Source organism: Acididesulfobacillus acetoxydans, from assembly GCF_902729405.1.
Lineage (GTDB): Bacteria > Bacillota > Desulfitobacteriia > Desulfitobacteriales > Desulfitobacteriaceae > Acididesulfobacillus > Acididesulfobacillus acetoxydans.
In genome coordinates, this window is the sequence record NZ_LR746496.1 from 1,826,607 (window position 1) to 1,850,814 (window position 24,208).

Consider the following 24,208-nt stretch of genomic DNA (forward strand, 5'->3'; position numbering starts at 1 on the left):
GGGGAGGAGAAGCTTTATGGTAACCGCTGACAAGATATTGCTTATGCAGAATATCAGGAAAGAATTCTTCAGCGTACCGGTCCTCAAGAACGTGACCTTGGAACTGGCCAAAGGTGAAATTTTGGGTCTGGTCGGGGAAAATGGGGCCGGAAAATCCACCCTGATGAAAATACTGAGCGGTGCTTACAGCTGTGATAGTTACCACGGTGAAATCATTGTGGACGATGTGCCGAGGCGCTTTCATAGTACGAGCGATTCGGAAGCGTCGGGTATCGAGATGATCTACCAGGAGATCAGCTTGCATCTTGATCTGACTGTGGCGGAGAATATTTTCCTGGGTCGCCTGCCGCGAAAAAGACGAGGCTGGGTTGACCGGAAAGAACTCCATACTCAAGCCGCTCAAGCGCTGGAACTCGTTCGGCTTGATCTTGACACTCATAGGCGGGTGCGAAGTTTAAGCACCAGTCAACAGCAATTGTTGTCCATCGCCAAGGCTATGGTCCGCCGGCCGAAAATACTGGTGTTGGACGAGCCCACGTCAGCCCTGACGGAATCCGAAGCGGAGACCTTGCTTTCGTTACTGCGTGGACTCCGGGACAAGGGCATCGCCTGCATCTATATTTCGCACAAACTTGACGAGGTTTTTAAGATCGTGGATCGCATAACGGTAATGCGGGATGGGACTATCGTTGCCAATTACAGACACGGAGAGATCATGGCGGAAAAAGTAGTTGAGGATATGGTAGGGCGTAAAATTGAAAACATGTACCCAAAATGCCAAGTCGAAAAAGGAAAAGAAGTCCTGCGGGTTAGAAATTTGACTGTCCCACATCCTCTGTCGGCGCAGAAAAACATCATTGAAGGCGTTAGCTTTAATCTGCACCGGGGTGAAGTGCTCGGTTTAGCCGGTCTGGTCGGTTCCGGACGCAGCGAGTTGGTCAACGCCATTTTTGGGGCGATACCCACGCGGGGGAAACCGGAAATCTATATTGAAGGACAGTTGGTGCGGATATCCCGAGCGCTCGACGCGATCGAAGCGGGGATTGGATTGGTAACCGAAGATCGACGTAAATCCGGTTTTGTCGGAACACTGCGAGTCGACAAAAATATATCCCTGGCTAGCTTAAAACGTTTTTCAAAAGAAGGGTTTATCAAACGAAAACAGGAACTCAGCGAGGTACAGGGTTATGTGGAGAAACTTCGCATTAAAGTGCAAAGGGTGGATGATAGTGTTCTGACTTTGAGCGGGGGCAATCAGCAGAAAGTGGTGTTGGCGAAATGGTTAATGCGTGAGGTCAAAGTCCTCATACTAGATGAACCCACCCGGGGTATTGATGTCGGGGCTAAAGTAGAAATATACAATCTAATCAACGAACTTGCCCAAAAAGGTGTGGGGGTCATTATGATTTCTTCGGAATTGCCTGAGCTTATCTCTATTTGCGATCGTTTTCTTGTGCTGGCCAAGGGACGGATTCAGGATGAGTTTGACCAGGCCCAAGCCAGCCAGGAGAGGATAATGAAAGCCGCCACGGGACTGACGCGTTGAGAAAGGGGGAGGGCCAAAGACGAATCACACAGGGGGATTTGGAGAAGATGTTTTTCGCTGACCCGTAAGAAAAAGCTAAAGGAGAGAGAACGATGAAAAAATGGACAAAACCAGTTGCTTTACTCGTAACGATTGCCATGGTCGTCCTGGTCGGCTTGGTGGGCTGTGGAACCCCGAGCTCATCCGGGAATAAAGCGAGTGTGAAACCTTTGCACTTTGTTTTCGTTACACCTTTGATTGGGCACCCGATTTGGCTTAAGGCGAAGAAAGGTTTTGACGACGCGGCTAAGAAGTACGACTTTACGGGGGACTGGGTCGGACCCCAGGGAATCGATGCTAACGCCATGATCCAACAGATTGAAAATGCTATAGCCATGAAAGCGGATGGGATTATTACGATGGCTTTGAACCCGCAAGCGTTTCAACCCGTTCTGGAAAAGGCCTCCAAAGCCGGCATTCCGGTGGTGCTGGTAAACTCCGACGCACCGAATGCGCCGCGATTGGCCTATGTGGGGACAAATAATGCTAACCTCGGTACGGCGGGGGCCAAAGAAATTTTGAAGAAGCTCAATGGCACGCCGGCAAACGTGATCATCATGCAGAGTACTATGGACGCCACGGTCGCCAATCAAATGGCCGAAGCCTACATTAAGGAATTGAAAACTGTGCCGAGCACAAAGATTTTAGCGCGCGTTCCGGATAATAGTGATATGATGACGGCGGTACAGAAGTTTGAAAACCTGCTGAGAACTTACCCGCAAACCAATGTAATCATCGGTGTGGCGGCGGAAGTGGCTCCGGCGGCGGCAAAGGTTGTCAACGAGATGGGATTAAAAGGAAAGGTCCTAATCATGGGTATTGATGACATGCAGCAGACCACGGACGCCATTAAGAGCGGAACGGTTTATGGAAGTGAAGTGCAGAACTTTTATCGTATGGGTTACCAGGCATCACAGGTCCTAGTTAACTACATTAGGGATGGGAAAAAACCTACCTCTCCGATCATTGATTCGGGGACAGTTTTTGTCGATAAGAACAACCTTGACACCTATGCTAACCAGATGAAGGATTGGCTCAAGCAGTGAGAACGAAGTATCCCGAGCAGCTGCGGCTATTGCCGGTCGCAGCTGCTGACTGGTGGCGACGGTGAAGAGAAGTAGAATTGAGCAGATGAATATTAAAAGTTAAGCAGAAGAAGGTAAGGTAGGCGACAATGCGGAGGTGACGTTAGTGAACTCAAGGGAACGGGTTAAACTTGCTTTAGCCCATAAAGAGGCTGACCGGGTGCCCATCGATAACGGCGGCATTGTCTCCGGAATGCACGAGGCGGCCTACGTTAAATTAACACAATTTCTCGGTGTCGACGCGAAAGTCTCGCTGTATGATCCTATCCAGAGGCTGGCAAGCGTCGAGGAGCCAATCCTGAAACGGTTGCATGTAGATACCCGCTATCTTTATGCGCAGGCCGGAGCGGGTTGGAACTATCAAGAAGATGAAGAGGGCTTCTGGTATGATGAGTGGGGCGTGAAGCATCATCACGTCGGTTATTACGCCGATTCGGTCGAACATCCGCTGGCCGGAATGACTCTTAAAGACCTGAAAGCGTACAAATTTCCTGATCCTCAGGATCCGGCACGTTTCGCTGGACTAAAAGAAAAAGCCCTGGAATTGTACGAGAAAACAGAGTATGCTTTGGTCGGTGGCACCATTGGCGCTCTGTATGCTCCGGCTTGGGACTTGCGAGGGTATGAGCAGTTTATGTTCGACACGGCGGCAGACCCTGCCTTTGCCAACTACTTGCTCGATAAATTGCTCGATTGGTGGCTGGGGTTCTATGAAAGCTATCTTGATGCGATCGGGGATAAAATCGAGTACCTTTGGACAGGTGATGACTGGGGGCAGCAATCGGGCCCCCTTATCAGCCCGGTTTCCTTCCGTGAGACGGTAAAGCCGCGTTTTGCCAAGCTGCATCAGTTTATTAAGAGTAAAACAAAGGCCAAAATCGCTTACCACAGTTGCGGCTCAGTGTATTGGGCTTTGCAGGATTTTGCGGAAATGGGCGTGGATATAATCCAACCTTTGCAGCCCTCGGCCGCCGAGATGGATGACTCGGAGCGAATTAAGCGTAATTTCGGCGACATTCTGGTCTTACACGGGGGTACGAATAACCAGGGAACGTTCCACCTTAACACTGAGGCGGTGATTGCGGACGCCAAACGCAGAGTTGCCGCTCTTGCCCCGGGTGGCGGTTACATTTTTTCCTCTGGCCACAATATTCAACCCAACTGTCCGCCGGAAAATATTTTGGCCTTGTTTGACACCGGGTATGAATCTGGACGCTATCCCATAGGGGGCTAAACCTAGCGATGAAAGTGAACCTCAAAGATGTAGCCAGACTGGCCGGAGTTTCTGTCGCTACAGCCAGCCTGGCACTGAACAACAAGGGAGCCAGTAAAGAGACGGTCGAGCGGGTGACGGCGGCGGCCCGGAAACTAAACTACGTGCAAAATTCGCTTGGCCGCAGTCTCATCACCGGACGCAGCTGCACGATTGCCCTTTATATTCTTAACGACAGGGATAACCCGGATTTAACGGGAGAATGCACCTATTTCTATCCGTTTATGCGTGGAATTTTAGGTGAGGCAGAGAAGGCGGGCTATGCGCTTAGCTTTGCGGTCAAGCTCTGGGACGAAGTCGAAAAGAATAGCGTGCTTGGGCAAAGCGCGCAAAACAAGTCGTGTGACGGGATGATTATTGTTCCTCAATATACCCATCCTTACAGTTTTCTGCCGGATTTGGAGCGGCTGAAATTCCCGTATGTGCTGGTGAATCCTTCGGCCTCTTTTGATAAAGGGAAGACCGTTTCTCTCGATAATTACACCGGTGCGGCGAAGGCGACGAAACACCTGCTCGAATCGGGGTGCAAAAAACCGGCTTATATTAACGGCTCGGAAAACCACTTTGACGCCGTACGGCGCAGACAGGCTTTCTTGGACGTGACGAGCGCGGCCGGCATCAAAGTAGAAGAGAGTGCCCTGGTTAATGGCAATTTTACAACCCGGAGCGGAACGGAAGCGATGCAGGAACTGCTGAGACGCGGTACGGCATTTGACGGGATATTCTGCGCCAATGACTACATGGCCGCCGGGGCCATGAATGTTCTCTTGGAGTCAGGTTACAGAATTCCGGAGGACGTTCAAATCGTTGGCTTTGATGATACGGAGATTGCTCGCTCTATGCGGCCCAGGCTGACAACGGTGTACAATCCAACCTTTCAAATAGGTGCCCAAGCCATGCGGCGTCTGTTGTCCTATATTGAAGACCCAAACCATCGGGCTTCCGAAAAAGTCTTCGCTGCGGAACTGGTCGTTCGGGATTCGACGCGGGGGACGGACAAACTTGGCTGAGGCAAGCGGCTCTTTTTCAGCGCTCTTGCGGATTACGCCGAGGTAACAAATATGCTTGCGAAAAAGGTTCCACATCAGTTAAACACCATAGCTGGTGGATTCTCACGAGAATGTCAGCAGGGCACTCAAACCGTTAAAACCCTTGTTGGACGTCGCGGCGCCTATCATGCGCCGCTTACGGAGTGCGGAAAGTCTGTCTGGCAATTGTAGTCGGGAAAAGAAACTTAAAGTGGAAAAGAAACGAGGAGGCAGACAAAAGATGCTGCGAGAGGAAATAAGAGAACATGTCATTCTCGGCCATGCAACCGAAACGGAGACGGGGGTACAGGAACTGTTGACCGCCCAAGTGAGTGTGGACGAAATCATCCAGCAAGTCTTGGTTCCGGCCATGGCGGTGGTGGGTGAGAAGTTTAGGCGAAACGAAATTTTCGTACCAGAAATGCTCATCGCTGCCCGGGCGATGCAGGCCGGTTTAGCCGTATTGGAACCTCTGATTTTGCAGACGGGCCGTCAATATATGGGGAGAGTCGTCATCGGTACGGTCAAAGGCGATTTGCATGACATCGGCAAGAAGTTAGTGGCGACTATGCTTCAAGGAGCCGGTTGGGAAGTCATTGATCTCGGTGTGGATGTTGCTCCGGAAAAGTTCCTTCAGGCGGTCAAAGAACACAAACCGGAGGTAGTCGGCTTATCGGCTCTTTTGACGACCACTATGCCCAACATGAAAGCGACCATAGAGCTATTGAAAGAGGAAGGGGTCCGGGATCAGGTGCATGTTATGGTGGGCGGTGCGCCGGTGACAGAGAAGTTTGCTAAGGAAGTCGGGGCCGACGGCTTTGCGGCTGACGCCGGCGAAGCGGTGGAAAAGTGTGCGGCATTTGTCGTCTGAAATTTCCACGGCAACTTCAGTCGCGGCGGTACTGAAATTCGTCCTTGATATGTTGAAAAAGCTGCCCGCCCTCACAAAGCAGCTGCTTTTTCGTCGTTTGCCCTACCAAGAGAGCCGCATATTCTGCGGTTTTCGCTGTACCGGGAGCTCGGGATATTGACAGTATCTCGTGCTCCCTTTGTTTGTGTGATACCGCGAAATCGGGTGCATAGCAAGAATGGAAGGTGGTCGAAGTATAACTATGACAGAGTTAAAAGTGAGGAGCGGTGGCGCTTCTTGGAATCGCTGTCTCGCAACAGAGATTTGTCTCACAAATGAGAAGGGGCAGCGATAGGGTGAGAGTCCTTTGATGTTATTCTTCATACGGCTTAATCCCATCTCAAGATTGAGACGGAGTAGTTTGTCAGATGAGTTTCCCGTTCAATCGGGAGTACCGGTAGCGGGGAATAGCGTGGTTTGAATTCAGTGTTGGCATGCGACTTGCATAGAATAAATGTGTAACTTAAATGCGGATAGTTCCGGGTCGAAGGGTGCGCCCAAAGTGAAGAATCTTCCCGGTCAAGTGTTGATTGCCGCGAAGTGAATGTGATCTCGGAAGAAGGAAGGAGATGCAGAGATGTTCATGGGAGGAAATGAGGGCGGTTCCTATCGGCCTCTGACTCAACAAGAGATTGAAATGCTGCATAAAGCCTCCATGCTGGTTTTTGAAGAGGTGGGAATGGAAGTTCACAGCCGGAGGGCTCTGGAGATCTTTGCCGCAGCCGGGGCTGAAGTGGACTTTCCCAACCGGCGTGTGCGCGCGGACGAGTCCTGGGTCATGAATCTGGTCAAAAAGGCCCCCTCCCAAGTTAAACTCTGTGGCCGGGAAGAAAAACATGACTTGGCCCTCGGCGGCAAAAAAGTCTATTTGGGTACAGGCGGAACGGCGCTCAATGTACTTGATTTGGAAAGCGGCCGGCGCCGGGCAAGCACACTGGCGGATGTGCGCCGGACCGCCCGGTTAGTGGATGCGCTGGAGAATATTCACTTCTTCGTTTTGCCGGTTTACCCTTCCGATCTGGCCAAAGAAAACGTGGATGTCAACCGGTTTTTTGCCGGTATGAGTCATACCGGTAAGCATGTGATGGGCGGGGTCTACACCCAGGAGGGGGTGCGCAAGGTGATCCGTATGGCTGAGGCGATAGCCGGAGGCAAAGAGGCTTTGCGCCGCCGCCCGTTCATCTCCATGATCACCAATATCATGAGCCCGCTCAAAATGGACGGTACTTATACGGACTTAATGCTGACCGTGATGGAAGAAGGGATTCCCCTGGCTACGCCGCCGGCACCCATTGCCGGGGCGACTTCGCCGGTTACTTTGGCCGGCACCATGGTCCAGCTCAATGTTGAGGCGCTCAGCGGGCTTTTGTTGGCACAATTAGTCAATCCGGGCATGCCTGTCTTGTACAGCGCCGTGCCCACGACCGCCGACATGCGGACGATGGGATTTTTATTCGGCGCCGTGGAAAACGGAATAATGAATGCCGCGGCGGCCCAGTTAGCCCAGTATTATCATTTGCCTCTCTATGCCACGGCAGGGGTGACGGAGGCCAAAATCCCGGATGTCCAATCCGGGTATGAAAAGATGAGTACCTCGCTTTTGGTGGCTCTGGCTGGGGGCAATTACATCCATGATGCAGCCGGGTTGCTCGAATCCGGGTTAACGGTTGCTTATGAACAATATGTACTCGACGACGAGATTAACGGCATGGTTGTTCGAGCGGTAAGGGGGATGGAAGTCGACAAGGAGACACTGTCCTTGGACGTGATCAAGCGGGTGGGTCCCGGCGGCAACTATATTGTGGATGACCAGACCTATCAATACATGCGCACGGAGTTTTTCTTACCCAATGTGGCAGACCGTTCGCCAAGGGCCTTGTGGGAGAGCAATGGTGGGTTGGACGGGCGGGAAAAGGCGCGCCGGATTGCCCGGAAGCTTCTGGCGGAACATGAGGTAAGCCCAATTGATCAGGCCGTGGTGACCGCTCTGCAAACCGAGATGCCGGAATTAATTGTAGACTGAGAATGGAGCGAAAAGTATGCCATTGGCGCTAGGGATCGATACAGGTGGCACCTATACGGATGGTGTCTTGCTGGAGTTGAAGATGGGGAAAGTTCAAGCCAAGGCCAAATCTTTTACGACGCATGAAGATCTGACTCTCGGCATCCGCGCTTGCATTGATAAACTCGGCTTGGCAGATTGGAAGGAGGTAGCTCTGGTGTCTTTGTCCACGACTCTGGCGACCAACGCCATTGTGGAGGGGCGCGGCTGTCGCGTCGGGCTCATCCTCATCGGGCACGAACCCAGCGGCGAACTGCCGGCACAGGAGGTTGCGATGGTGGGCGGCGGGCATGACATCAAAGGAAACCCTCAGGCCCCATTGGATCTGGGGGCGCTCCTCCGGGCCATCCGTAATCTGCAAGGTAAAGTCGATACCTTGGCCATTTCCGGTTTTCTCAGCATTCGGAATCCGGAACATGAGCTTCAGGCTTGGCGAGAGGTCCGGAAAGTGTGGCGAATACCGGTGGTCTGTGCCCACCAATTGACTACCGCTTTGGGTTTTCACGAACGCACCGTCACCGCTTGCCTTAACGCCCGCCTCCTGCCGATTGTGGCCGAGTTGCTGACTGCGCTCAGAGCGGTCTTGTCCGAAAAAGATATTGAGGCACCGGTCATGGTGGTTAAGGGAGACGGGTCGCTGATGAGCGAAGCGATGGCGCGGGAGAAGCCGATTGAGACGATTCTCTCCGGGCCCGCCGCCAGCATCGTTGGTGCCATGTTTTTAAGCGGGCGAAAGCGGGCTCTGGTATTGGATATGGGGGGGACGACCACAGATATTGCGCTGATTAACGGCGGACAGCCCAGCCTTCATTCGGAGGGGGCCACGGTCGGGGGCTGGAAAACACGGGTGGAAGCGGCGGCTATTAGCACCTTCGGGCTGGGAGGGGATAGTTACCTTTGGGTGTCGCGGGAAGGAAAACTCAGCTTGGGGCCCCAGAGGGTTTTACCCTTGGCGGCGGCAGCCGCACGCTATCCCCATTTGGCGGACGAATTAGCGGAGCTGTCTGCCGCTCGGGAAGTCTGGGGTTATCAACCGGTCGACTCCTGGATTCTCATCAAAAAACCGGCTCAAGGCGACTGGACGGAGTCGGAATGGCAAGTGATCCGGGCTTTGCAGGATGGGGCTCACAATATTTTCGTTTTGGCGGAAAGGCTCGGGCGGCACGTAGATTTACTGCCTCTTGCCCGCTTGGAACAGGCGCGGGTGGTGGGGCGGATATCCCTGACCCCGACGGATTTGCTGCATGCCACCGGTAAATTCACTCCTTGGAATATGGCCGCTTCTCTTGCCGCCGCACGCTTGCAAGCTGGGCGCCTGCACCTGTCTTTGGCTGATTTTCTTGCGCTGGCTCTGGCCGAAGTACGGAAAGGTTTGGTACGCAGTACTTTGCAAAGCTTGCTGAACGCGGAAGGTTCTAGTGTCGATCTTACTTCGGCTCCGGGGGCCCAAGTGTTCCTCGAACGTTTTTGGGGGGGTAAAGCTGAAAAAGACTTTAGCGTAAAATTAAATTTGGCTTACCCGATTGTGGCTATCGGCGCGCCCGTGGAAGCTTACCTGCCGCCCGCGGGGGAGACATTAAACGCAGAGGTCGTGATTCCCGAGCATGCCGAAGTGGCCAATGCGGTCGGTGCCGCCGTAGGGCAGGTGGTGGAAACGGTGCACACTCTCATCAAGCCGGGTGCAGAAGGCGGGTTTGTGGTTTATACGCCTTGGGCACGGGAAGGGTTTCAGCACCTAAGTGAAGCGGAAGAGTACGCGGTAAAGCGGGCGCGGGAGGCAGCCCGGCGGAGAGCTGTTAGAGCCGGGGCTGTGGAGCCGCAAATTATCGTTGATAAAAAAGAAGCGCTTGCCCGTACGGCACTCAGCGATGACATTCTCTTAGTGGAAACGAGTATCACGGCCAGGGCAATTGGACGGCCGGCCTGGAGAACTAAAGTGGGATGAAAAGGGGGAAAAGCCAATGGGAAATTACTTCTCGGAACTTGGAGAAAATGTCATTAGTGCCAAACAAGAGCGTGTGCGAGAACTGACTCAGAGAGCGCTAGCGGATGGGGTGGATCCGGTGGAGATCATCAACAGCGGGCTCATTCCCGGTATGAATGTGGTTGGCGCCCGTTTTAAAGCGGGAGACATGTTCGTCCCCGAGGTGCTGATGTCGGCCAGAGCCATGAATGCCGGCATGGAGTTGGTCAAGCCGCTCCTTGTGGGCAAGGAAGTCCCTTCCCAAGGTAAAGTTGTCCTCGGCACGGTTAAAGGCGACCTCCACGACATTGGCAAGAACCTGGTATCCATGATGCTGGAAAGTGCCGGTTACACCGTGATTAATCTGGGTGTGGACGTATCGGCCGCGAAGTTTCTGCAAGCGGTCAAAGAGAACAAGCCGGACATCCTTGGTATGTCGGCTTTGCTCACCACTACCATGCTTGGCATGAAGGACGTGATCGAACTTCTGAAAGAAGAGGGCTTGCGTGATCAGGTGAAGGTGGTGATCGGAGGGGCCCCGATTTCCCAAGAGTTTGCCCGAGAAATCGGGGCGGACGGTTTTGCCCCCGATGCGGGTTCAGCCACGGAACTCTGTCACCAACTGGTGGCTCGCTGAGCCGGGGAGAAAGGGGTGTCTCTTAGCATGTACCCAGCTTTAAATGGCGGTCAGTTTCGCCTGTTCAATGACAGGCAGGTCAATGCGATTCATGAAGGGGTTGTCAGGCTTCTGGAGGACGTGGGTTTGAAAGTAAAGAGCAAACGGGCCTACGAGATCTTTGAGAAGAGTGGGGCCCTCACCGATCCGGCGGCCGAAACAGTGAGGATTCCGCGTACCCTGCTGGAAAAAGCCATTCGGACGGCACCCTCGCGCGTGACGATCCATGGTCGGGAGGAAAAGGATGATGTTGTGCTGGAAAAGAACCGGGTGCACTTTGGCACCGGCGGTACGGTCATGTATGCCTTGGATTTTGAAACAGGAGAGAGAAGACTGACCCATACGCAGGATGTGCGTGATTTAGCCCGCTTGGTCGACGGGTTGGAGAATATTGCTTTCTACGTCATTCATACCTATCCGGCGGACGTGGCGGAAAAAGATGTGGATGTAAACCGTTTTTACTGGGCGATCACCAATACCACCAAACCCATTATGGGCGGGATGTACACCCTGGAAGGGCTGAGGGAGGCGATCAAAGTCTCGGAAATGGTGGCCGGGGGAGCGGACAAATTGCGCGAGCGTCCTTTTGTTTCGTTTATTACGCTTATGGTAAGCCCCTTGGTCATGGATTGGCATTATACGGATTTTCTCATTGAAGTTGCGGCCAAGGGGCTTCCCCTGGCCGTACCCTCAGAACCTTTGGCGGGAGCCACATCCCCGGTAACTCTTGCCTCGACCATCACCCTAAATCTCGCGGAGAGTTTAGCCGGTCTTACTTTGGCTCAGCTGGTCCGGCCGGGCACCCCGACACTGATCGGTACCACGTCCAGTATCATGGACATGAAAACCGGCACTTATGTGGCCGGCGCGATTGAGTCATCCCTCATCAATGCCGGCATTGCCCAGATGGCACAGTACTACGGTCTTCCGCTTTATGCGACTGGCGGGCAATCCGATGCCAAACTCAATGATGCCCAGGCCGGCTACGAGAGTGCTGCTCAGGCCATGGTTCTCGGCCTGTCGGGAGCCAACTGGGTTCATGACGCAGCGGGGCTCCTGGAGTGCTGCACAACCGTATCGTACGAAAAGACGGTTATCGACAACGAGATCTTAGGCAATGTGCTCAGGGTTTTGCGAGGGGTGGAGGTCACGGACGATACCTTGGCTATCGATGTGATTAAAGCGCAAGGGCCGGGGGGGAACTTCCTGGCGCATCCTCACACGGCGGAACACTTTCGAAGCGAATTTTTTCTGCCACAAGTGTCAGACCGCTGGAACCGGATTACCTGGAAACAATCGGGGAGCCTTGATGCTCATGCCCGGGCGCATCAGTTAGCCGAAAAGGTTTTAAAGACACATCGGGCGGTTCCCGTCGAGCCGAAGCTGCGGGAGGAAATTCGCCGTCTCTTTCCGGGAATCACAGGGGAAGACCTCGGCTAGCCGTGTAGATCCCAGATCGCATAAATGTTGTGGCACCATCAGACGAGGAAAGCGAGTGAGCGTTTATTTCCGGCACATAAAACAATGCCGGGGAATACCGGCGGGAGGGTTAAGGGGATGGATTTGCGCAATTTTCTTAAGGAGCTGGAGGCACACAGTGAGCTGGAGAGGTTCGGGAGGCCGGTCTCCCTGCAATACCAATTGGGAGACATTTTGTTCACTTTGGAGCAGAAGGGTCTGGGGGCCGGGCTGTTTCTCGAAGTCGGCAAATCCATGCCGGTAGTCGGCGGCATTCTCGCTTCACCGCGACGTATCGCCCTGGCGCTGGGATGTCGGCGGGAAGAAATTGTCGACCGCTGCCTGGCGGCCTTGACGCAACCCTGCCCACCGAAAAGGGTGGAAAAAGCGGCTTGCCAAGAGGTAGTCTTTAGAGATGAAGAGGTTGACTTGGGTTTCCTGCCTGTTCCAGTCCATGCCCGCAGGGATCGGGGACCGTTTATTACCGCCGGTGTCGTCGTTTCCAAGGATCCAGAGACCGGATGCCAGAATTTGTCGTTTCAACGCATGCAGGTCAAGGGCAAGAACAAACTTGGTATTATGATCAATGAGTGGCGTCACTTGCGGGACTTTTACCGTAAGGCAGAGCTTCAGGGGGAATCCTTGCCTATTAGTGTTGCCATTGGAGTCAACCCTTGCATTATGATGGCCGCCGGATTTCGTTACGATGGTGACGAAATGGAACTGGCCGGTGCCTTGGCGGGGGAGGAGTTGCCAGTCAGCAAATCTGTCACAAATGATATTTTAGTACCGGCCGATGCGGAGATCATTATTGAGGGTGTCATTGAACCGCATGCCAGGGAAGAAGAAGGGCCGTTGGGGGAATTTACCGGGCACTATTCCAAAGCTTGGCCCAGCCCGGTTTTGCGTGTCAAGGCTATGAGCATGCGCAAAAACCCCATCTATCAAACGATCGCCGGAGCGTCTTTTGAACATGTTAACCTGGGTAATGTCCTGCCGCGTGAACCCATTCTCAAACAGTTTGTTACCTACGCCTCGGGTAATGTCAAGGCATTGCACTTACCCCCCTATGGCTCAGGCTTTCTTGCTTTAATCGCCTTGGAGAAAACGAATCCCGGCGAGCCGAAAAACGTGGCTTTAGCCGCTTTGGTTTCCCATGTTAATATTAAAGCGGTAATCGTGGTAGATCCGGACATCGACATTTTCAACCCCCATGAAGTGCTATGGGCTCTGACCACGCGGGTTCGTCCCGATCTCGACGTTTTCACCGTGCCGGGGGCCCAGGGGCACGAATTGGACCCGACTTCAGACGACCGCGGTGTACTGTGTAAAGTCGGAATTGATGCCACCCAGTTGGAGAAAAACTCTGGCTTCGAGCGGGTGCGCTACCGGAATGTCAACCTGGATGATGTGCGTTAATACCCGGTCGGAAAATAATCGCTTGCGGTGAAATGTCCCGTCTGTCACCCAGACAGAAGCGCTCAATGGAATCGCAAGTAGATAAGAGGGGGGAGAAAGGTGAGAAGGGTGATTTTGGCGGGATACACGGTGCTTGATTCGACTACGGTTTTGGCCGGAACCGGACTGTGCTGGCGAGACGACAAGATCGAAGCCGTGCTGGGCAATGAGGAGTTACGGGCTCTGTCCGGAGTGGACGAAATCTTCGATTGTCGGGACAGCATCATCATTCCCGGTTTTATCGATGGGCATGTCCATCTGTATGGTATGTTGGCTCACGGACTGCTGCCGCAAAAGCCGCTGCCCGATTTTCATGAATTCCTGCGCACACATTGGTGGCCGGATGTGGAAAACCGTCTCCACGCACAGGATATCACGGCTGCTGCCCGAGTATCCTGTGTGGAGCACATCAAGAGCGGTGTTACGACAATCTGTGACGTTGTGGAAGCTCCCAATGCCGGCCCGGGTATATTGGAACAGGAGGCCGCCGTGGTTAAGGAACTGGGACTGAGGGGGGTATTTTCGACAGAAGCTTCGGAACGGCTGGGAGAGGACAGAGCCGCCAAGTTGCTGGCGGAAAATGTCGCTTTTGCTCGCTCCCACACGGGTGACGCGTCGATCAGAGGCATGATGAGCATTCATACGACTTTCACCGGCCGTCCGGATTTTTTACGCAGGGCGACTGCTCTTGCCCGGGAGTTTAACTTGGACTTCCATATGCATTTATCCGAGAGTGATTATGAAGCGGAAATTTGCGAGCAAGAGCACGGTTTGCGTCCGACTGAACTCTATGAGCGGCTGGGGATCTTAGGACCCTATGTGGTCGCTTCGCAAGGAGTTTCTTTGCTGCCGCGTGAACTGGCGATTCTGCGCCGGTATGGCTGCCGGCTGGTGCATATGCCGCTGAGCAACTGTGAAGTCGGGGGCGGATTCGCGCCGGTGCCGGCGATGCTGGCAGCCGGCATCAGAGTAGGTCTGGGGACTGACGGATATGTGAATGATTTTTTTGAGGTCATGCGCGGGGCCTTTCTGATACACAAAGCCGTGGCCAAGAACTCCGCCGTGATGCCCGCACAGATTGTTTTTTCTATGGCTACCGCTCTGGGGGCGGAGGTGTTGGGCTTCAGCGATCTGGGTCAGTTGAGACCGGGGTTTCGGGCGGATTTTGTCGTATTGGACGATTGGTTTCCCACTCCTCTGACACCGGGGAATTTCTTTGACCAGTTGGTCGCTTTCGGCCGGTCCGAGTATGTACGCGATGTTTATGTGGCGGGGCGGGCGATTATGCGGGAAAGACAAATCCTGCACGCAGAGGAAAACATGCTGCGGCGAAGCCTGCGGGAAAGGAGCCTGAATTTTTGGTCAAGCGCTGCCCGGCGGCAAAACGGCACCGGGCAGTAAAGCAAAGTGCCGTTGGAAGAAATAGGTTCGGCGAGACGGGGCCTCTGCGCCTAGAGTGGTGTAACGGCGATACGTCGATAGCACAAAAATGTCGCGAAAATGTTCTCTGCGCCGGTCTTGGTCGACGTTATGCGGGGAGGTGAGAAAAGTGTTCGACTTACAGCAATCAGCGGGGGTGAGCTTGGCGGCCGAATTTTGCGGGATTAAGTTGCAAAGTCCGTTTGTTCTTTCATCCGGACCGCTCTCCTATGCGGCGGAAGGTTTGATCAGGGCCCACCGGGCAGGGGCTGGGGCGGTGGTGACAAAGACAATTAGACTTCGGGCCGCAGTTAACCCCGTGCATCATATCAGCGCGGTTGACAGGGATTCTTTGATCAACTGTGAGAAATGGGCGGATTCCAAGCCAGACCTATGGTTTGAACGCGAGATTCCCATGGCCAAAGAAGCCGGGGTTGTCGTGATTGCCAGCGTCGGGCACACCCGGGAGGAAGCGGCAAGGTTGGTCAAGGGCTGTGCCGAGGCTGGAGCAGATGCTATTGAGCTCGTATCATACAGGGAAGACGTGCTCCTACCCATGCTCAAAGCAGTCAAAGATCTAGTTTCTCTTCCCGTGATCTGCAAATTAAGCGGTAACTGGCGGGATCCGGTGGGCATAGCGCTAAAATGCTTAGAAGAAGGAGCAGACGCCATCTCTGCCATTGATTCCCTGGGTCCCGCCCTTAAGATCGACATTGCCCATGCCCGCCCGGCTATGTTCAGCCGTGACGGCTACGGTTGGCTCTCCGGGGCCGCTATGCGGCCTTTGGCCTTGAGAATCAATGCGGAGATTGCCCGTAAAGGCTGTGACAATTTGATGGGGATTGGCGGCGTAACCAAGGCTGAAGATGCGGTTGAGTACATGATGGTGGGAGCAAAGGTTGTCGGTTTCCACTCCATTGCTCTCCTCAAGGGCGTGGACTATATCGCTAAACTTTGCCGGGATACGGCAATCCTTTTGGCTCAACTGGGTTACGGCAGTCTTCAGGAGGTAATCGGCGCAGCCTTGCCGAATTTTCCCCAAGAGGAACGCCTGGGGCGGTTGGAGTTCCATTTAGGGCCAGGGTGCACGAACTGTCGCCGTTGTGTAACGGTTTGTCCTTATCAGGCACGTACTTTGGAGTTTCCCGTCATGAAAGTCGACCAAGACTTGTGCCGAAGCTGCGGCCTGTGTCTCTCTGTCTGTCCCAGCGGGGCGCTCCTGGCCACCCTCGCCGATTGATAGGCGCCAAGGCCTGCGGGAAAAGCGGCAATCGTCTTCCGGTGCGTGTCAGGCAGCTTTGAAACACAGGGCTGGGCCTTGATTCAGGCCTTAGCGGCCGAGAACACGGCCGCTGCGGTAAAGGAGAAAATCAGCAAGATAAGGGGGGAGAGAAGGGCAGTGGTTTCCGAGCGCCGAACGAATTCGGGAATACCCTGACCCGGCAAGGTTTATGAAAAATAGGTGGGAACACGTTCTAAAGTTGGTCCAGGCATTGGTTAAACGCCCGAGTTTAACCGGTGAAGAGGGGGAAGTGGCTGATTTCCTGCAGCGAACTCTTCCCGAATACGGGTTCGATCAGATTGTGCAGGATCCATATGGGAATGTGCTGGGGCGAATCGGGCAATCTGCCGCCGGTGGGCTCTTATTTGACGCTCACCTTGATACGGTCGCGGTGCACAATCCGGAGGATTGGCATCACGACCCTTACGGCGGAGAGGTTTGGCAAGACAAAATTTTTGGGCGGGGAATTGCGGACATGAAAGGAGCTTTGGCCGCGGCTATCGTAGCGGTGGGGGAACTGCGGCTGGAAGGATGGGAACCATCCGGGCCTTTTTGGCTTTCCGGCACGGTAGGTGAAGAGGTGGCCGAGGGGGCAATGTTGGAGAAAGTGCTCGACCGTGTTCAGCCGGAGACGACCATCATCGGGGAGAGTACAGGACTGCAACTGGCCGTCGGTCAACGCGGACGGGCAGAGATTATCTTGGACGTGAAGGGACGGTCAGCCCACTCCGCTCATGCGGATTTAGGGATCAATGCCATTACCGGGGCTATGCAGGCCTTAGCGGAGGTGGCCAAGCTGGAAGCGCCTTCTTCCGGCTTGGGTGAAGGAAGTTTAGTGGCCACGGATATTATCTCCAGCCCCTACCCCGGCCGTTCCGTGGTTCCTTCCGGCTGTCGGATTACCCTCGATAGGCGCGTACTTTTGGGGGAAACGCCAACTTCGGTCTTGGAAGGCATCAACAACTCTTTACCGTCGGAAATAAACGCCAGGGCCAAGCTGGCTCGGTATGCTTTTCAAACCTACACGGGCCGGGCTGTCACGGGGGACAGTTTTGCCCCGGCCTGGTATTTCGAACCTAGTCAGAGACGTGTGCGGGAGGCCTTGACCGCCCTTAACCGTGCCGGTATTCAGGCTGGTCCGACGACTTATGGCTTTTGCACGAACGGCAGTGGCAGTGCGGGAAAGAGAGGGATCTTTACTTTGGGTTTCGGTCCCGGGCATGAAGCGGATGCGCATACGACGGATGAGTCCCTGGCTGTCGATCAATTGCTGGGAGCGGTGCAGGGGTACAAGGCCTTGTTCCGTTCTTTGCTGAGGAGGGAAGAAAATGTCCGTTCATGATTCTTGGCGCGTGGATGCCCGGGAGAAAGTCACCGGGCAAGCCCGTTTTGCCGCTGACCTGCATATCCCCGGACAGCTGATTGGTAAAGTCTGGCGCAGTGGACAGACCCATGCTCGTATCGTCAGCCTGGATGCCACAGAGGCAAAAAAAATACCGGGAGTGGTTAAGATCATGCTTGCCGGCGACATGCCGGCGCACACCACTTGGTCTACTTACCCGTTTCTGGCCCAAGGGAGGGTCCTTTATCAAGGGGATGCCGTGGCTTTAGTAGCGGCGGAATCAGAGGAGGCCGCTTTGGCGGCTCTTGCGCAAATGGAGGCGGTTTACGAAGCGCTGCCACCGGTGTTGTCGCTCGATGAGGCCCTGGAGGAAAGTGCCCCCATTCTCCATAACAGCTATCCGGATAATCGAGTGGCCAATTCTCATTGGCCGGTGCGCAAGGGTAACATCCGTGAAGGGTTTGAGCAAAGCGATCTTGTTTTGGAGCGTGAGTACCGCACCTCCCATGTCGAACATGCCTATATAGAACCCGAAGCAGTAGTGGTGATGACCGACTGGGATGGTTCCCTGATTATCTACGGTTCTACTCAGAATCCTTTTAATACGCGCCGGGCGGTGGCCGCGGCCACAGGTTATCCGCTCAACAAGGTACGGGTGGTGCAGCAAGCAGTAGGCGGCTCCTTCGGTGGCAAGGAGGAATCCGTGGGACTCTTGGCCGGGAGGGCGTCTGTCCTCTGTCTGGCTACGGGACGGCCGGTGAAGATGACTTATAGCCGGGAGGAGTCGGTGATCGAAAGTTCTAAGCGCCATCCCTTTCGTTTTCGCTATAAAGTCGGGGCGAAAAGAGACGGCCGCCTAATGGCCTTACAAGCGGAATTGGTGGATGAAGGAGGAGCTTACAATTTTCAGGCACAGTTTATGAACTGGCGAGCCTGTGTACATGCCGCCGGAGTCTATCACATTCCTAATGTCGAAATTGATGTGTACGCCGTGCACACCAACCACGTTTTTGGCGGAGCTATGCGAGGTTATTCTTCGCCTCAGATCATCTTTGCCCAGGAGTCTCTCATGGATGAACTGGCGGCAGCGCTGGGGCTCGAGCCTTTGGCCCTGCGCCGCCTAAACTTTTTACGAGAAGGGGATGAGACGATTACCGGTCAAATTTTGCATGAGCCGGTCAATGCTGAGAAAGTTACGCTCCGTGCTTTGGATTTAGCCGATTATGAAAGGAAAAAGGAGGCGTACCGCAGGCAAGATCCGGACACGAGGCAAGTAGGCGGTATTGGTTTTGCCACCTGCTTTCGCGGCTGCGGGCTGGGGGCGGAGGCTCCCGACGCAACCGGGGCCATTCTCTCTGTCCAGGAAGACGGCAGCATCGTCGTCCGCTCCAGTTTAACCGACATGGGGCAAGGTTTGCAGACAGCTCACGCCCAATTGGTGGCGCGGGAACTTGGAGTGTCCCCGGCACGGATCGTGAGTAAACCGGTGGATACCAGCCTTGTGCCTGAGGGTGGGATGACGGTGGCTTCCCGGGGTACCTACAGTGGGGGAAAACCGATTCTCCAAGCGGTGGCCCGGATTAAGCAAATTCTTTTACACGTGGCTGCCCAAAAACTGGAATGCTCTGCGGGTGAACTGGCCATGGCAAATGACTGCGTCTTCCGGCGGGAGGATCCCAGCCAGAAACTGTCCTTTGCCGAGGTTGCTTCCGCAGCCTTTTGGAGCGGACATTCTCTCAGTGTAACGGAGTGGTTTCAGCCGGGTCCCCTCCGTTGGGAGCGGGAGACCGGCCAGGGTGAGGCCTTCCCTAGCTACACCTACAGCTGTGTGGTGGCGGAGGTGAGCGTCGATCGCCTGACAGGGAAAGCTACGGTGACAAAGTTAGTCTCCGTGCATGATGCCGGCAGGGTAGTACACGCCGGAGCGGCGAGCGGCCAGGTTTACGGTGGGATGGCCATGGGTGTAGGTATGGCTCTTATGGAAGGGCTTAATTTTGAGCGCGGATTGGTGACCAGCACGAATTTTGACCGTTACTTAATTCCCACGGCGGCCGATATACCGGAAGCTGTGTTTGAGTTTCTGCCTTCGGATGGTAATTCTGGGGCGGCTGGTGCCAAGAGCTTAGGCGAGGCCACGGTGGAAGCGGTGCCGGCGGCGGTGGCCAACGCCCTTGCGGCTGCGGGATATCGCCTTCGCACCCTTCCGGCCCTAAGCGAAAGCCTTTTGAAGAGGGAACGGGGGTGAGAAATATGCAGTCCTTTGCTTTCTTGCGGCCGACTTCTTTAGCGGAAACCTTGGCTCTCATGAGTGAACATGCCGGACATTGCCGGGTAGTAGCGGGCGGGACGGACCTTGTGCCCGCCTTGCGCGAAGGACGTCTTCAAGACGTTTCCGTTCTTATTGATGTCCGCCGGCGTCCAGAGCTGCAGGGAATCAAGAGAACGGAGCATGGCCTGTGGCTCGGCGGCGGGACGACTTTCACCGCTATTGTCCAGTCAGCAGAGGTGAGCTCCGCCTGGAGCTTGCTGGTTGAGGCAAGCCGACAGGTGGGCGGCAAACAGATCAGAAATTTAGCTACGCTGGCCGGCAATGTGGCCAACGCCTCTCCCGCAGCGGACAGTATTCCTGCTTTACTCTGTCTGGAAGCCCGGGTATCGCTGCTGTCCACGCGGGGAACAAGGGAAGTCCAGCTGGAGAATTATTTGGAAGAAAAAACGACGGGACAAAATCCCCTCAATGAGCTCTTGCTGGGCTTTCTTCTGCCTTACCCCCGGGCGAAGACGCAAGCTCGGTTTGTCAAGGTGGCGCGGCGCCAAGCGCTGGCTATTGCCAGGCTGAGTTTAGCCATAGCCGGCCATGCCGAAGACGGCGTGATCGATTGGGTGCATGTGGCCCCCGGGGCTGTGTTACCGTATCCCCAACGCCTGACAAAGGTGGAGCAATTCTTAACCGGTTGTCGCTTGAGTGCAGAAATCTGTCGGGCGGCGGCAGAACTCGCCGCGAAAGAGATACTTGCCCAAAGCGGGAAGCGGCCCTCCTTCGACTACAAACTGCCGGTATTGAAGGAACTGGTTAAAGAGATGCTTGAGGAATTGCGGGAAAGGGTGTAAGCCATGGCTAAGAAAAGATTGTGCTTAACGGTGAACGGACGGGCTATAGAACAGGAGATTGAAGAGAATCTGCGTCTTTTGGATGTTTTGCGGGATGAGTTAGGCCTAACCGGTAGCAAGGAGGGCTGTGGTATCGGGGAATGCGGTGCTTGCACAGTGATTTTGGATGGGAAAGCTGTCAACTCTTGTTTGGTATTGGCTTTGTCGGCGGACGGTGGTGTGGTAGAGACTGTGGAAGGTTTGGCTGCGGGCGATCATTTAGACCCGTTGCAAGAGTCGTTTCTGGACAACCATGCCTTGCAATGCGGCTTTTGCACACCGGGGATGCTGATGAGTGCCAAGGCTTTGTTAAAGGAAAATCCTGCTCCCGGCGTTGAGGAAATCAAAGAGGCCATCTCCGGTAACCTCTGTCGTTGTACAGGTTATGTGCAGATCGTGGAGGCAGTCAAAGAGGCTGCGCAACGTTTGGGCGGCGGTTGACGTTTGCCCTGGGAAAGGTTTTTTCCGCCGCCGGTTAAAGAAAGAGGATGATGTGGTGGCAGGTATGGTTATAACCGTTAACGGTAAGAGGTGGGAGGGAGAAGTGGGGGCCAAGGAGACCCTTCTCGATTTCCTGCGCGAACGTCTAAACTTGACGGGGACCAAATGCGGCTGCCGGAGCGGAGACTGCGGGGCCTGCAAAGTTCTCCTCGATGGAGAAGCGGTTAATTCCTGTACACTCTTAGTAAAGAATTTAAGCGGGAAAACGGTCCTCACGATTGAGGGGTTGGCCGTGGGGGATAATTTGCATCCGGTGCAGAAGGCTTTTGTCGAGAAGGGTGCCATTCAGTGCGGGTTTTGTACTCCTGGAATGGTGATCCAAAGTGTGGCCCTTTTGCGGAAAAACCCGTTGCCGACGGAAAAAGAAATTGTTGAGGCTCTAGACAATAATTTGTGCCGTTGTACAGGATACAAGAAAATTATTGAAGCGGTTCAGGCAGCCGCCTCGGAAAACGAGCGAATCAAAGTGAGCCTAGAGAGGAACACGCCGCCGGGTAGGCAGCCGGAAACGGAAAAATCGCGCTGGCAAGGAGTGGGTGCCCGATTACCTAACCTGAACGCCCGAGCTAAAGTTACCGGTAGGACGAAATACTTAAGTGATCTTCGTTTCCCGGATTTGGTTTACGGCAAAATTCTCTATAGCCCGCAGGCCCATGCACGCATCCGCTCGATTGATACGCGGGCGGCTGAGGCTCTGCCGGGAGTCCTGGCGGTTGCTACTTGTCTCAATACCCCGTCGGTCCTCTATAATAGCGCTTTGCGTTATGAGCGGCACGGTCTTCCCGCGGATGAACGAATATTTCCCCCGGTAGTCCGTTATGTCGGCGACCGCGTAGCGGCGGCGGCCGCCCTGACGCCGGAGGTGGCCGCTCAAGCGCTTTCTCTCATCAAAGTCGATTATGAAGTCCTACCGGCTGTTTTTGATGCCGAAGAAGCCCTGAGACCAGAAGCGCCACGGCTTCAGGCCGGCGGGAACCTCGTCCGGGAGATAAAGGTAGAGGCCGGCCGGGTGGCATTAGGTATGGCTGCCAGCGCTTATGTGTTTGAAGACAGGATCCACACCCCCAGGCCACACCATTTGGCTTTGGAACTCCATGCCTGTGTCGCTCAGTTTGATCCCGACGGTAAACTCACTGTCTGGAGTACGACCCAAAACATTTTTGCTTATCGGGTTTTGTTGGCTCACATTTTTTCTTTACCTTTGCACAAGGTTCGGGTGATTAAACCTCCGAGCGGGGGCGCTTTTGGCGGCAAGCTGGAAATGACCATCGAACCGGTGGCCGCCGTTCTCTCGCAAATGTGTTCTCGACCGGTGAAAATTGAGTTGACCCGGAGGGAAACCATGGTTTCCACACGTACCCGCCATGCGGCTGTAGTGGAAATTAAGACCGGAGTACAAAAGGATGGCCGGATCCTGGCGCAAGAAATCAAGGTGATTGCCAACACCGGTGCCTATACCTCCAGTGCCATTAATGTGCTGAGTGCCATGGGGGACAAAGCATTTAAACAGTATCGGATTCCCAATCTAACTTATTTGGGGTATCCGGTCCTAACCAATACACCGGTGGCGGGCGCGATGAGAGGGTATGGTTCACCCCAGCTTGTCCTGGCCCGTGAAATCCATTTAGACCGGGTGGCCAAGGCTTTGCACCTTGATCCGGTGGAGTTTCGCCGGCGAAATCTAGTACAGCCCGGCGACATTAACCCGAAAAACGGCGAGAGTTTGGGAGGTTGTTATCCCCTGCCCTGTCTGGAGGAAGGGGCGGAAGTATTTGGTTGGGCTGATTGGCAGAGCCCGGTGCTGCCTCCCCACATAAAACGCGGTATTGGGATGGCGGTGGGCTTGCACGGAAGCGGCGTCTATCCGGTCCATGCCGACGTCAGCACGGTGACTATTAAACTGAATGAGGACGGAACCGGAATCCTAGGCACGGGAGCTCAGGATCTGGGCCAAGGCTCAGACACTGTTCTGGCACAAATTGCCTGTCAAATCTTGGGTATGGATTTGGCAGATTGGACCCTGGTGAGCGCCGATACTGAACTGACGCCCTGGGATGTCGGTACTTATGCCAGCCGGGTGACTTGGGTGGCTGGGCAAGCCGCCAAACTCTGTGCGGAAAAAATCGCGGATCAGATCAAGGATAAGGCAGCCGAAGTGCTGAAAGCCGCAAAAGACGAACTTCGCTTAGCGGACCATAAAATCATCTCTACCCGGGGAGAAGTGCTGCTGCTCAAGGATGTGGTGTGGCGGATTCAGCAAGAAGACGGCCGGGAATTGATGGCCACCCATACCCACAAAGCCGCTTTTAATGCTGTCTCTTATGGGGCTGACTTTGCAGAAGTCGAAGTCGATACCATGAACGAGCAGGTTAAAGTTCTGCGCCTAGTGGCTGTTCATGACGTGGGCAAAGCCCTAAATCCTTTGTTAGTCGAAGGGCAGATCGAGGGAGGGGTTCAAATGGGGTTGGGTTATGCCCTCTGGGAAGACCTCAAGCTCAACGCCTCGGGTCGGGTGACAAATCCTTCGCTCAAACGTTACCGGATGGCGAAAGCCGCGGACATGCCTGAACTGACCGTGCGCCTCGTGGAACGCGGGGAGGAATTGGGGGCATTTGGGGCCAAAAGTATCGGAGAATGTGCCACGGTTCCGGTGGCTCCCGCCATTGTCAATGCGGTGGTTAATGCGATCGGCAGGAATATCGATGTTTTGCCCCTGAAGGGGGGACTAAAAAATATACGTTCCCGTTATTGAAAAAAGCAGGAAAAGGATAAGCTGTTGTATAATATAAATTATTTAGACAATACTGAATAGGTTCTCGTGTCCGCCTAGACATGGAACCATGAGACAGCAGCTACCTAGGCATGGTATCTTGAAATAATAGCCCCGAACGCGGCCCCATGCGAGAATGCGAGAATAGCCCCCAACGCAGCAGCGCCGAAGAATGAGACAGGCGTAGAAAGGGCGCGAAAAGGGTGGCGTCTGCGCCCAAACTCATCTGCTGACCTGCTCAACAAA

At 54.4% G+C, this 24,208-nt stretch carries 17 protein-coding genes; all 17 read left to right on the top strand.

All coding sequences use genetic code 11. The annotated features are described in order from the left end of the window. The first annotated feature begins 16 nt into the window (after window positions 1–16). A complete protein-coding gene (locus MNU25_RS08090) occupies window positions 17–1,546 on the top strand; it encodes a sugar ABC transporter ATP-binding protein (protein ID WP_240984597.1) in 1,530 nt (509 codons plus the stop codon). Between the two features lie 92 nt (window positions 1,547–1,638). After that, window positions 1,639–2,631 (top strand): substrate-binding domain-containing protein, encoded by a 993-nt coding sequence (locus tag MNU25_RS08095; RefSeq protein WP_240984598.1) that lies wholly within the window; start codon window positions 1,639–1,641, stop codon window positions 2,629–2,631. 145 nt (window positions 2,632–2,776) lie between these two features. Beyond that, the gene (locus MNU25_RS08100; RefSeq protein ID WP_240984599.1) at window positions 2,777–3,904 is read left to right on the top strand and encodes a uroporphyrinogen decarboxylase family protein; all 1,128 of its coding nucleotides are present in this window, start codon (window positions 2,777–2,779) and stop codon (window positions 3,902–3,904) included. 8 nt (window positions 3,905–3,912) lie between these two features. Then, window positions 3,913–4,953, top strand: coding sequence for a LacI family DNA-binding transcriptional regulator (locus MNU25_RS08105; protein WP_240984600.1), 1,041 nt, complete (start codon window positions 3,913–3,915; stop codon window positions 4,951–4,953). 259 nt (window positions 4,954–5,212) lie between these two features. Further along, window positions 5,213–5,842, top strand: coding sequence for a cobalamin B12-binding domain-containing protein (locus MNU25_RS08110; RefSeq protein WP_240984601.1), 630 nt, complete (start codon window positions 5,213–5,215; stop codon window positions 5,840–5,842). Between the two features lie 616 nt (window positions 5,843–6,458). Beyond that, window positions 6,459–7,904, top strand: a complete 1,446-nt coding sequence (locus tag MNU25_RS08115) for a trimethylamine methyltransferase family protein (RefSeq protein ID WP_240984602.1) — start codon at window positions 6,459–6,461, stop codon at window positions 7,902–7,904. A gap of 16 nt (window positions 7,905–7,920) precedes the next feature. Then, entirely contained in the window at window positions 7,921–9,888 is a 1,968-nt protein-coding gene (locus tag MNU25_RS08120; protein WP_240984603.1) for a hydantoinase/oxoprolinase family protein, read from the top strand. Window positions 9,889–9,904: 16 nt separating this feature from the next. Next, on the top strand, window positions 9,905–10,543 hold the full coding sequence (locus MNU25_RS08125) for a corrinoid protein (RefSeq protein WP_240984604.1): 639 nt from the start codon (window positions 9,905–9,907) through the stop codon (window positions 10,541–10,543). Window positions 10,544–10,570: 27 nt separating this feature from the next. Beyond that, complete coding sequence (locus MNU25_RS08130) at window positions 10,571–12,022, top strand: trimethylamine methyltransferase family protein (protein WP_240984605.1); 1,452 nt, start codon at window positions 10,571–10,573, stop codon at window positions 12,020–12,022. A 117-nt stretch (window positions 12,023–12,139) separates the two neighbouring features. Further along, a complete protein-coding gene (locus tag MNU25_RS08135) occupies window positions 12,140–13,459 on the top strand; it encodes a UbiD family decarboxylase (protein ID WP_240984606.1) in 1,320 nt (439 codons plus the stop codon). Between the two features lie 99 nt (window positions 13,460–13,558). Next, window positions 13,559–14,899, top strand: coding sequence for an amidohydrolase family protein (locus tag MNU25_RS08140; protein WP_240984607.1), 1,341 nt, complete (start codon window positions 13,559–13,561; stop codon window positions 14,897–14,899). A gap of 148 nt (window positions 14,900–15,047) precedes the next feature. Further along, window positions 15,048–16,157 carry a 4Fe-4S binding protein gene (locus tag MNU25_RS08145; RefSeq protein ID WP_240984608.1) on the top strand — a complete coding sequence of 370 codons (1,110 nt, stop codon included), beginning with the start codon at window positions 15,048–15,050 and terminating at the stop codon, window positions 16,155–16,157. 211 nt (window positions 16,158–16,368) lie between these two features. After that, window positions 16,369–17,541: a YgeY family selenium metabolism-linked hydrolase gene (locus MNU25_RS08150; RefSeq protein WP_240984609.1), complete on the top strand. Its 1,173-nt coding sequence runs from the start codon at window positions 16,369–16,371 to the stop codon at window positions 17,539–17,541. After that, on the top strand, window positions 17,528–19,786 hold the full coding sequence (locus MNU25_RS08155; RefSeq protein WP_240984610.1) for a xanthine dehydrogenase family protein molybdopterin-binding subunit: 2,259 nt from the start codon (window positions 17,528–17,530) through the stop codon (window positions 19,784–19,786). Before MNU25_RS08150 ends, MNU25_RS08155 begins: the two co-directional genes overlap by 14 nt. Window positions 19,787–19,791: 5 nt before the next feature. Further along, a complete protein-coding gene (locus tag MNU25_RS08160; protein WP_240986776.1) occupies window positions 19,792–20,652 on the top strand; it encodes an FAD binding domain-containing protein in 861 nt (286 codons plus the stop codon). Window positions 20,653–20,655: 3 nt separating this feature from the next. Further along, window positions 20,656–21,132 (top strand): (2Fe-2S)-binding protein, encoded by a 477-nt coding sequence (locus tag MNU25_RS08165; RefSeq protein ID WP_240984611.1) that lies wholly within the window; start codon window positions 20,656–20,658, stop codon window positions 21,130–21,132. 64 nt (window positions 21,133–21,196) lie between these two features. Further along, complete coding sequence (locus MNU25_RS08170; RefSeq protein ID WP_240986777.1) at window positions 21,197–23,944, top strand: molybdopterin-dependent oxidoreductase; 2,748 nt, start codon at window positions 21,197–21,199, stop codon at window positions 23,942–23,944. Window positions 23,945–24,208: the final 264 nt, after the last annotated feature.

Excerpts from the sequence above, each read along its gene's own strand:
- MNU25_RS08090 (WP_240984597.1), top strand. The coding sequence starts at position 17 with ATGGTAACCGCTGACAAGATATTGCTTATGCAGAATATCAGGAAAGAA.
- MNU25_RS08095 (WP_240984598.1), top strand. The coding sequence starts at position 1,639 with ATGAAAAAATGGACAAAACCAGTTGCTTTACTCGTAACGATTGCCATG.
- MNU25_RS08105 (WP_240984600.1), top strand. The coding sequence starts at position 3,913 with ATGAAAGTGAACCTCAAAGATGTAGCCAGACTGGCCGGAGTTTCTGTC.
- MNU25_RS08110 (WP_240984601.1), top strand. The coding sequence starts at position 5,213 with ATGCTGCGAGAGGAAATAAGAGAACATGTCATTCTCGGCCATGCAACC.
- MNU25_RS08115 (WP_240984602.1), top strand. The coding sequence starts at position 6,459 with ATGTTCATGGGAGGAAATGAGGGCGGTTCCTATCGGCCTCTGACTCAA.
- MNU25_RS08120 (WP_240984603.1), top strand. The coding sequence starts at position 7,921 with ATGCCATTGGCGCTAGGGATCGATACAGGTGGCACCTATACGGATGGT.
- MNU25_RS08125 (WP_240984604.1), top strand. The coding sequence starts at position 9,905 with ATGGGAAATTACTTCTCGGAACTTGGAGAAAATGTCATTAGTGCCAAA.
- MNU25_RS08130 (WP_240984605.1), top strand. The coding sequence starts at position 10,571 with ATGTACCCAGCTTTAAATGGCGGTCAGTTTCGCCTGTTCAATGACAGG.
- MNU25_RS08135 (WP_240984606.1), top strand. The coding sequence starts at position 12,140 with ATGGATTTGCGCAATTTTCTTAAGGAGCTGGAGGCACACAGTGAGCTG.
- MNU25_RS08150 (WP_240984609.1), top strand. The coding sequence starts at position 16,369 with ATGAAAAATAGGTGGGAACACGTTCTAAAGTTGGTCCAGGCATTGGTT.
- MNU25_RS08155 (WP_240984610.1), top strand. The coding sequence starts at position 17,528 with ATGTCCGTTCATGATTCTTGGCGCGTGGATGCCCGGGAGAAAGTCACC.
- MNU25_RS08160 (WP_240986776.1), top strand. The coding sequence starts at position 19,792 with ATGCAGTCCTTTGCTTTCTTGCGGCCGACTTCTTTAGCGGAAACCTTG.
- MNU25_RS08165 (WP_240984611.1), top strand. The coding sequence starts at position 20,656 with ATGGCTAAGAAAAGATTGTGCTTAACGGTGAACGGACGGGCTATAGAA.
- MNU25_RS08170 (WP_240986777.1), top strand. The coding sequence starts at position 21,197 with ATGGTTATAACCGTTAACGGTAAGAGGTGGGAGGGAGAAGTGGGGGCC.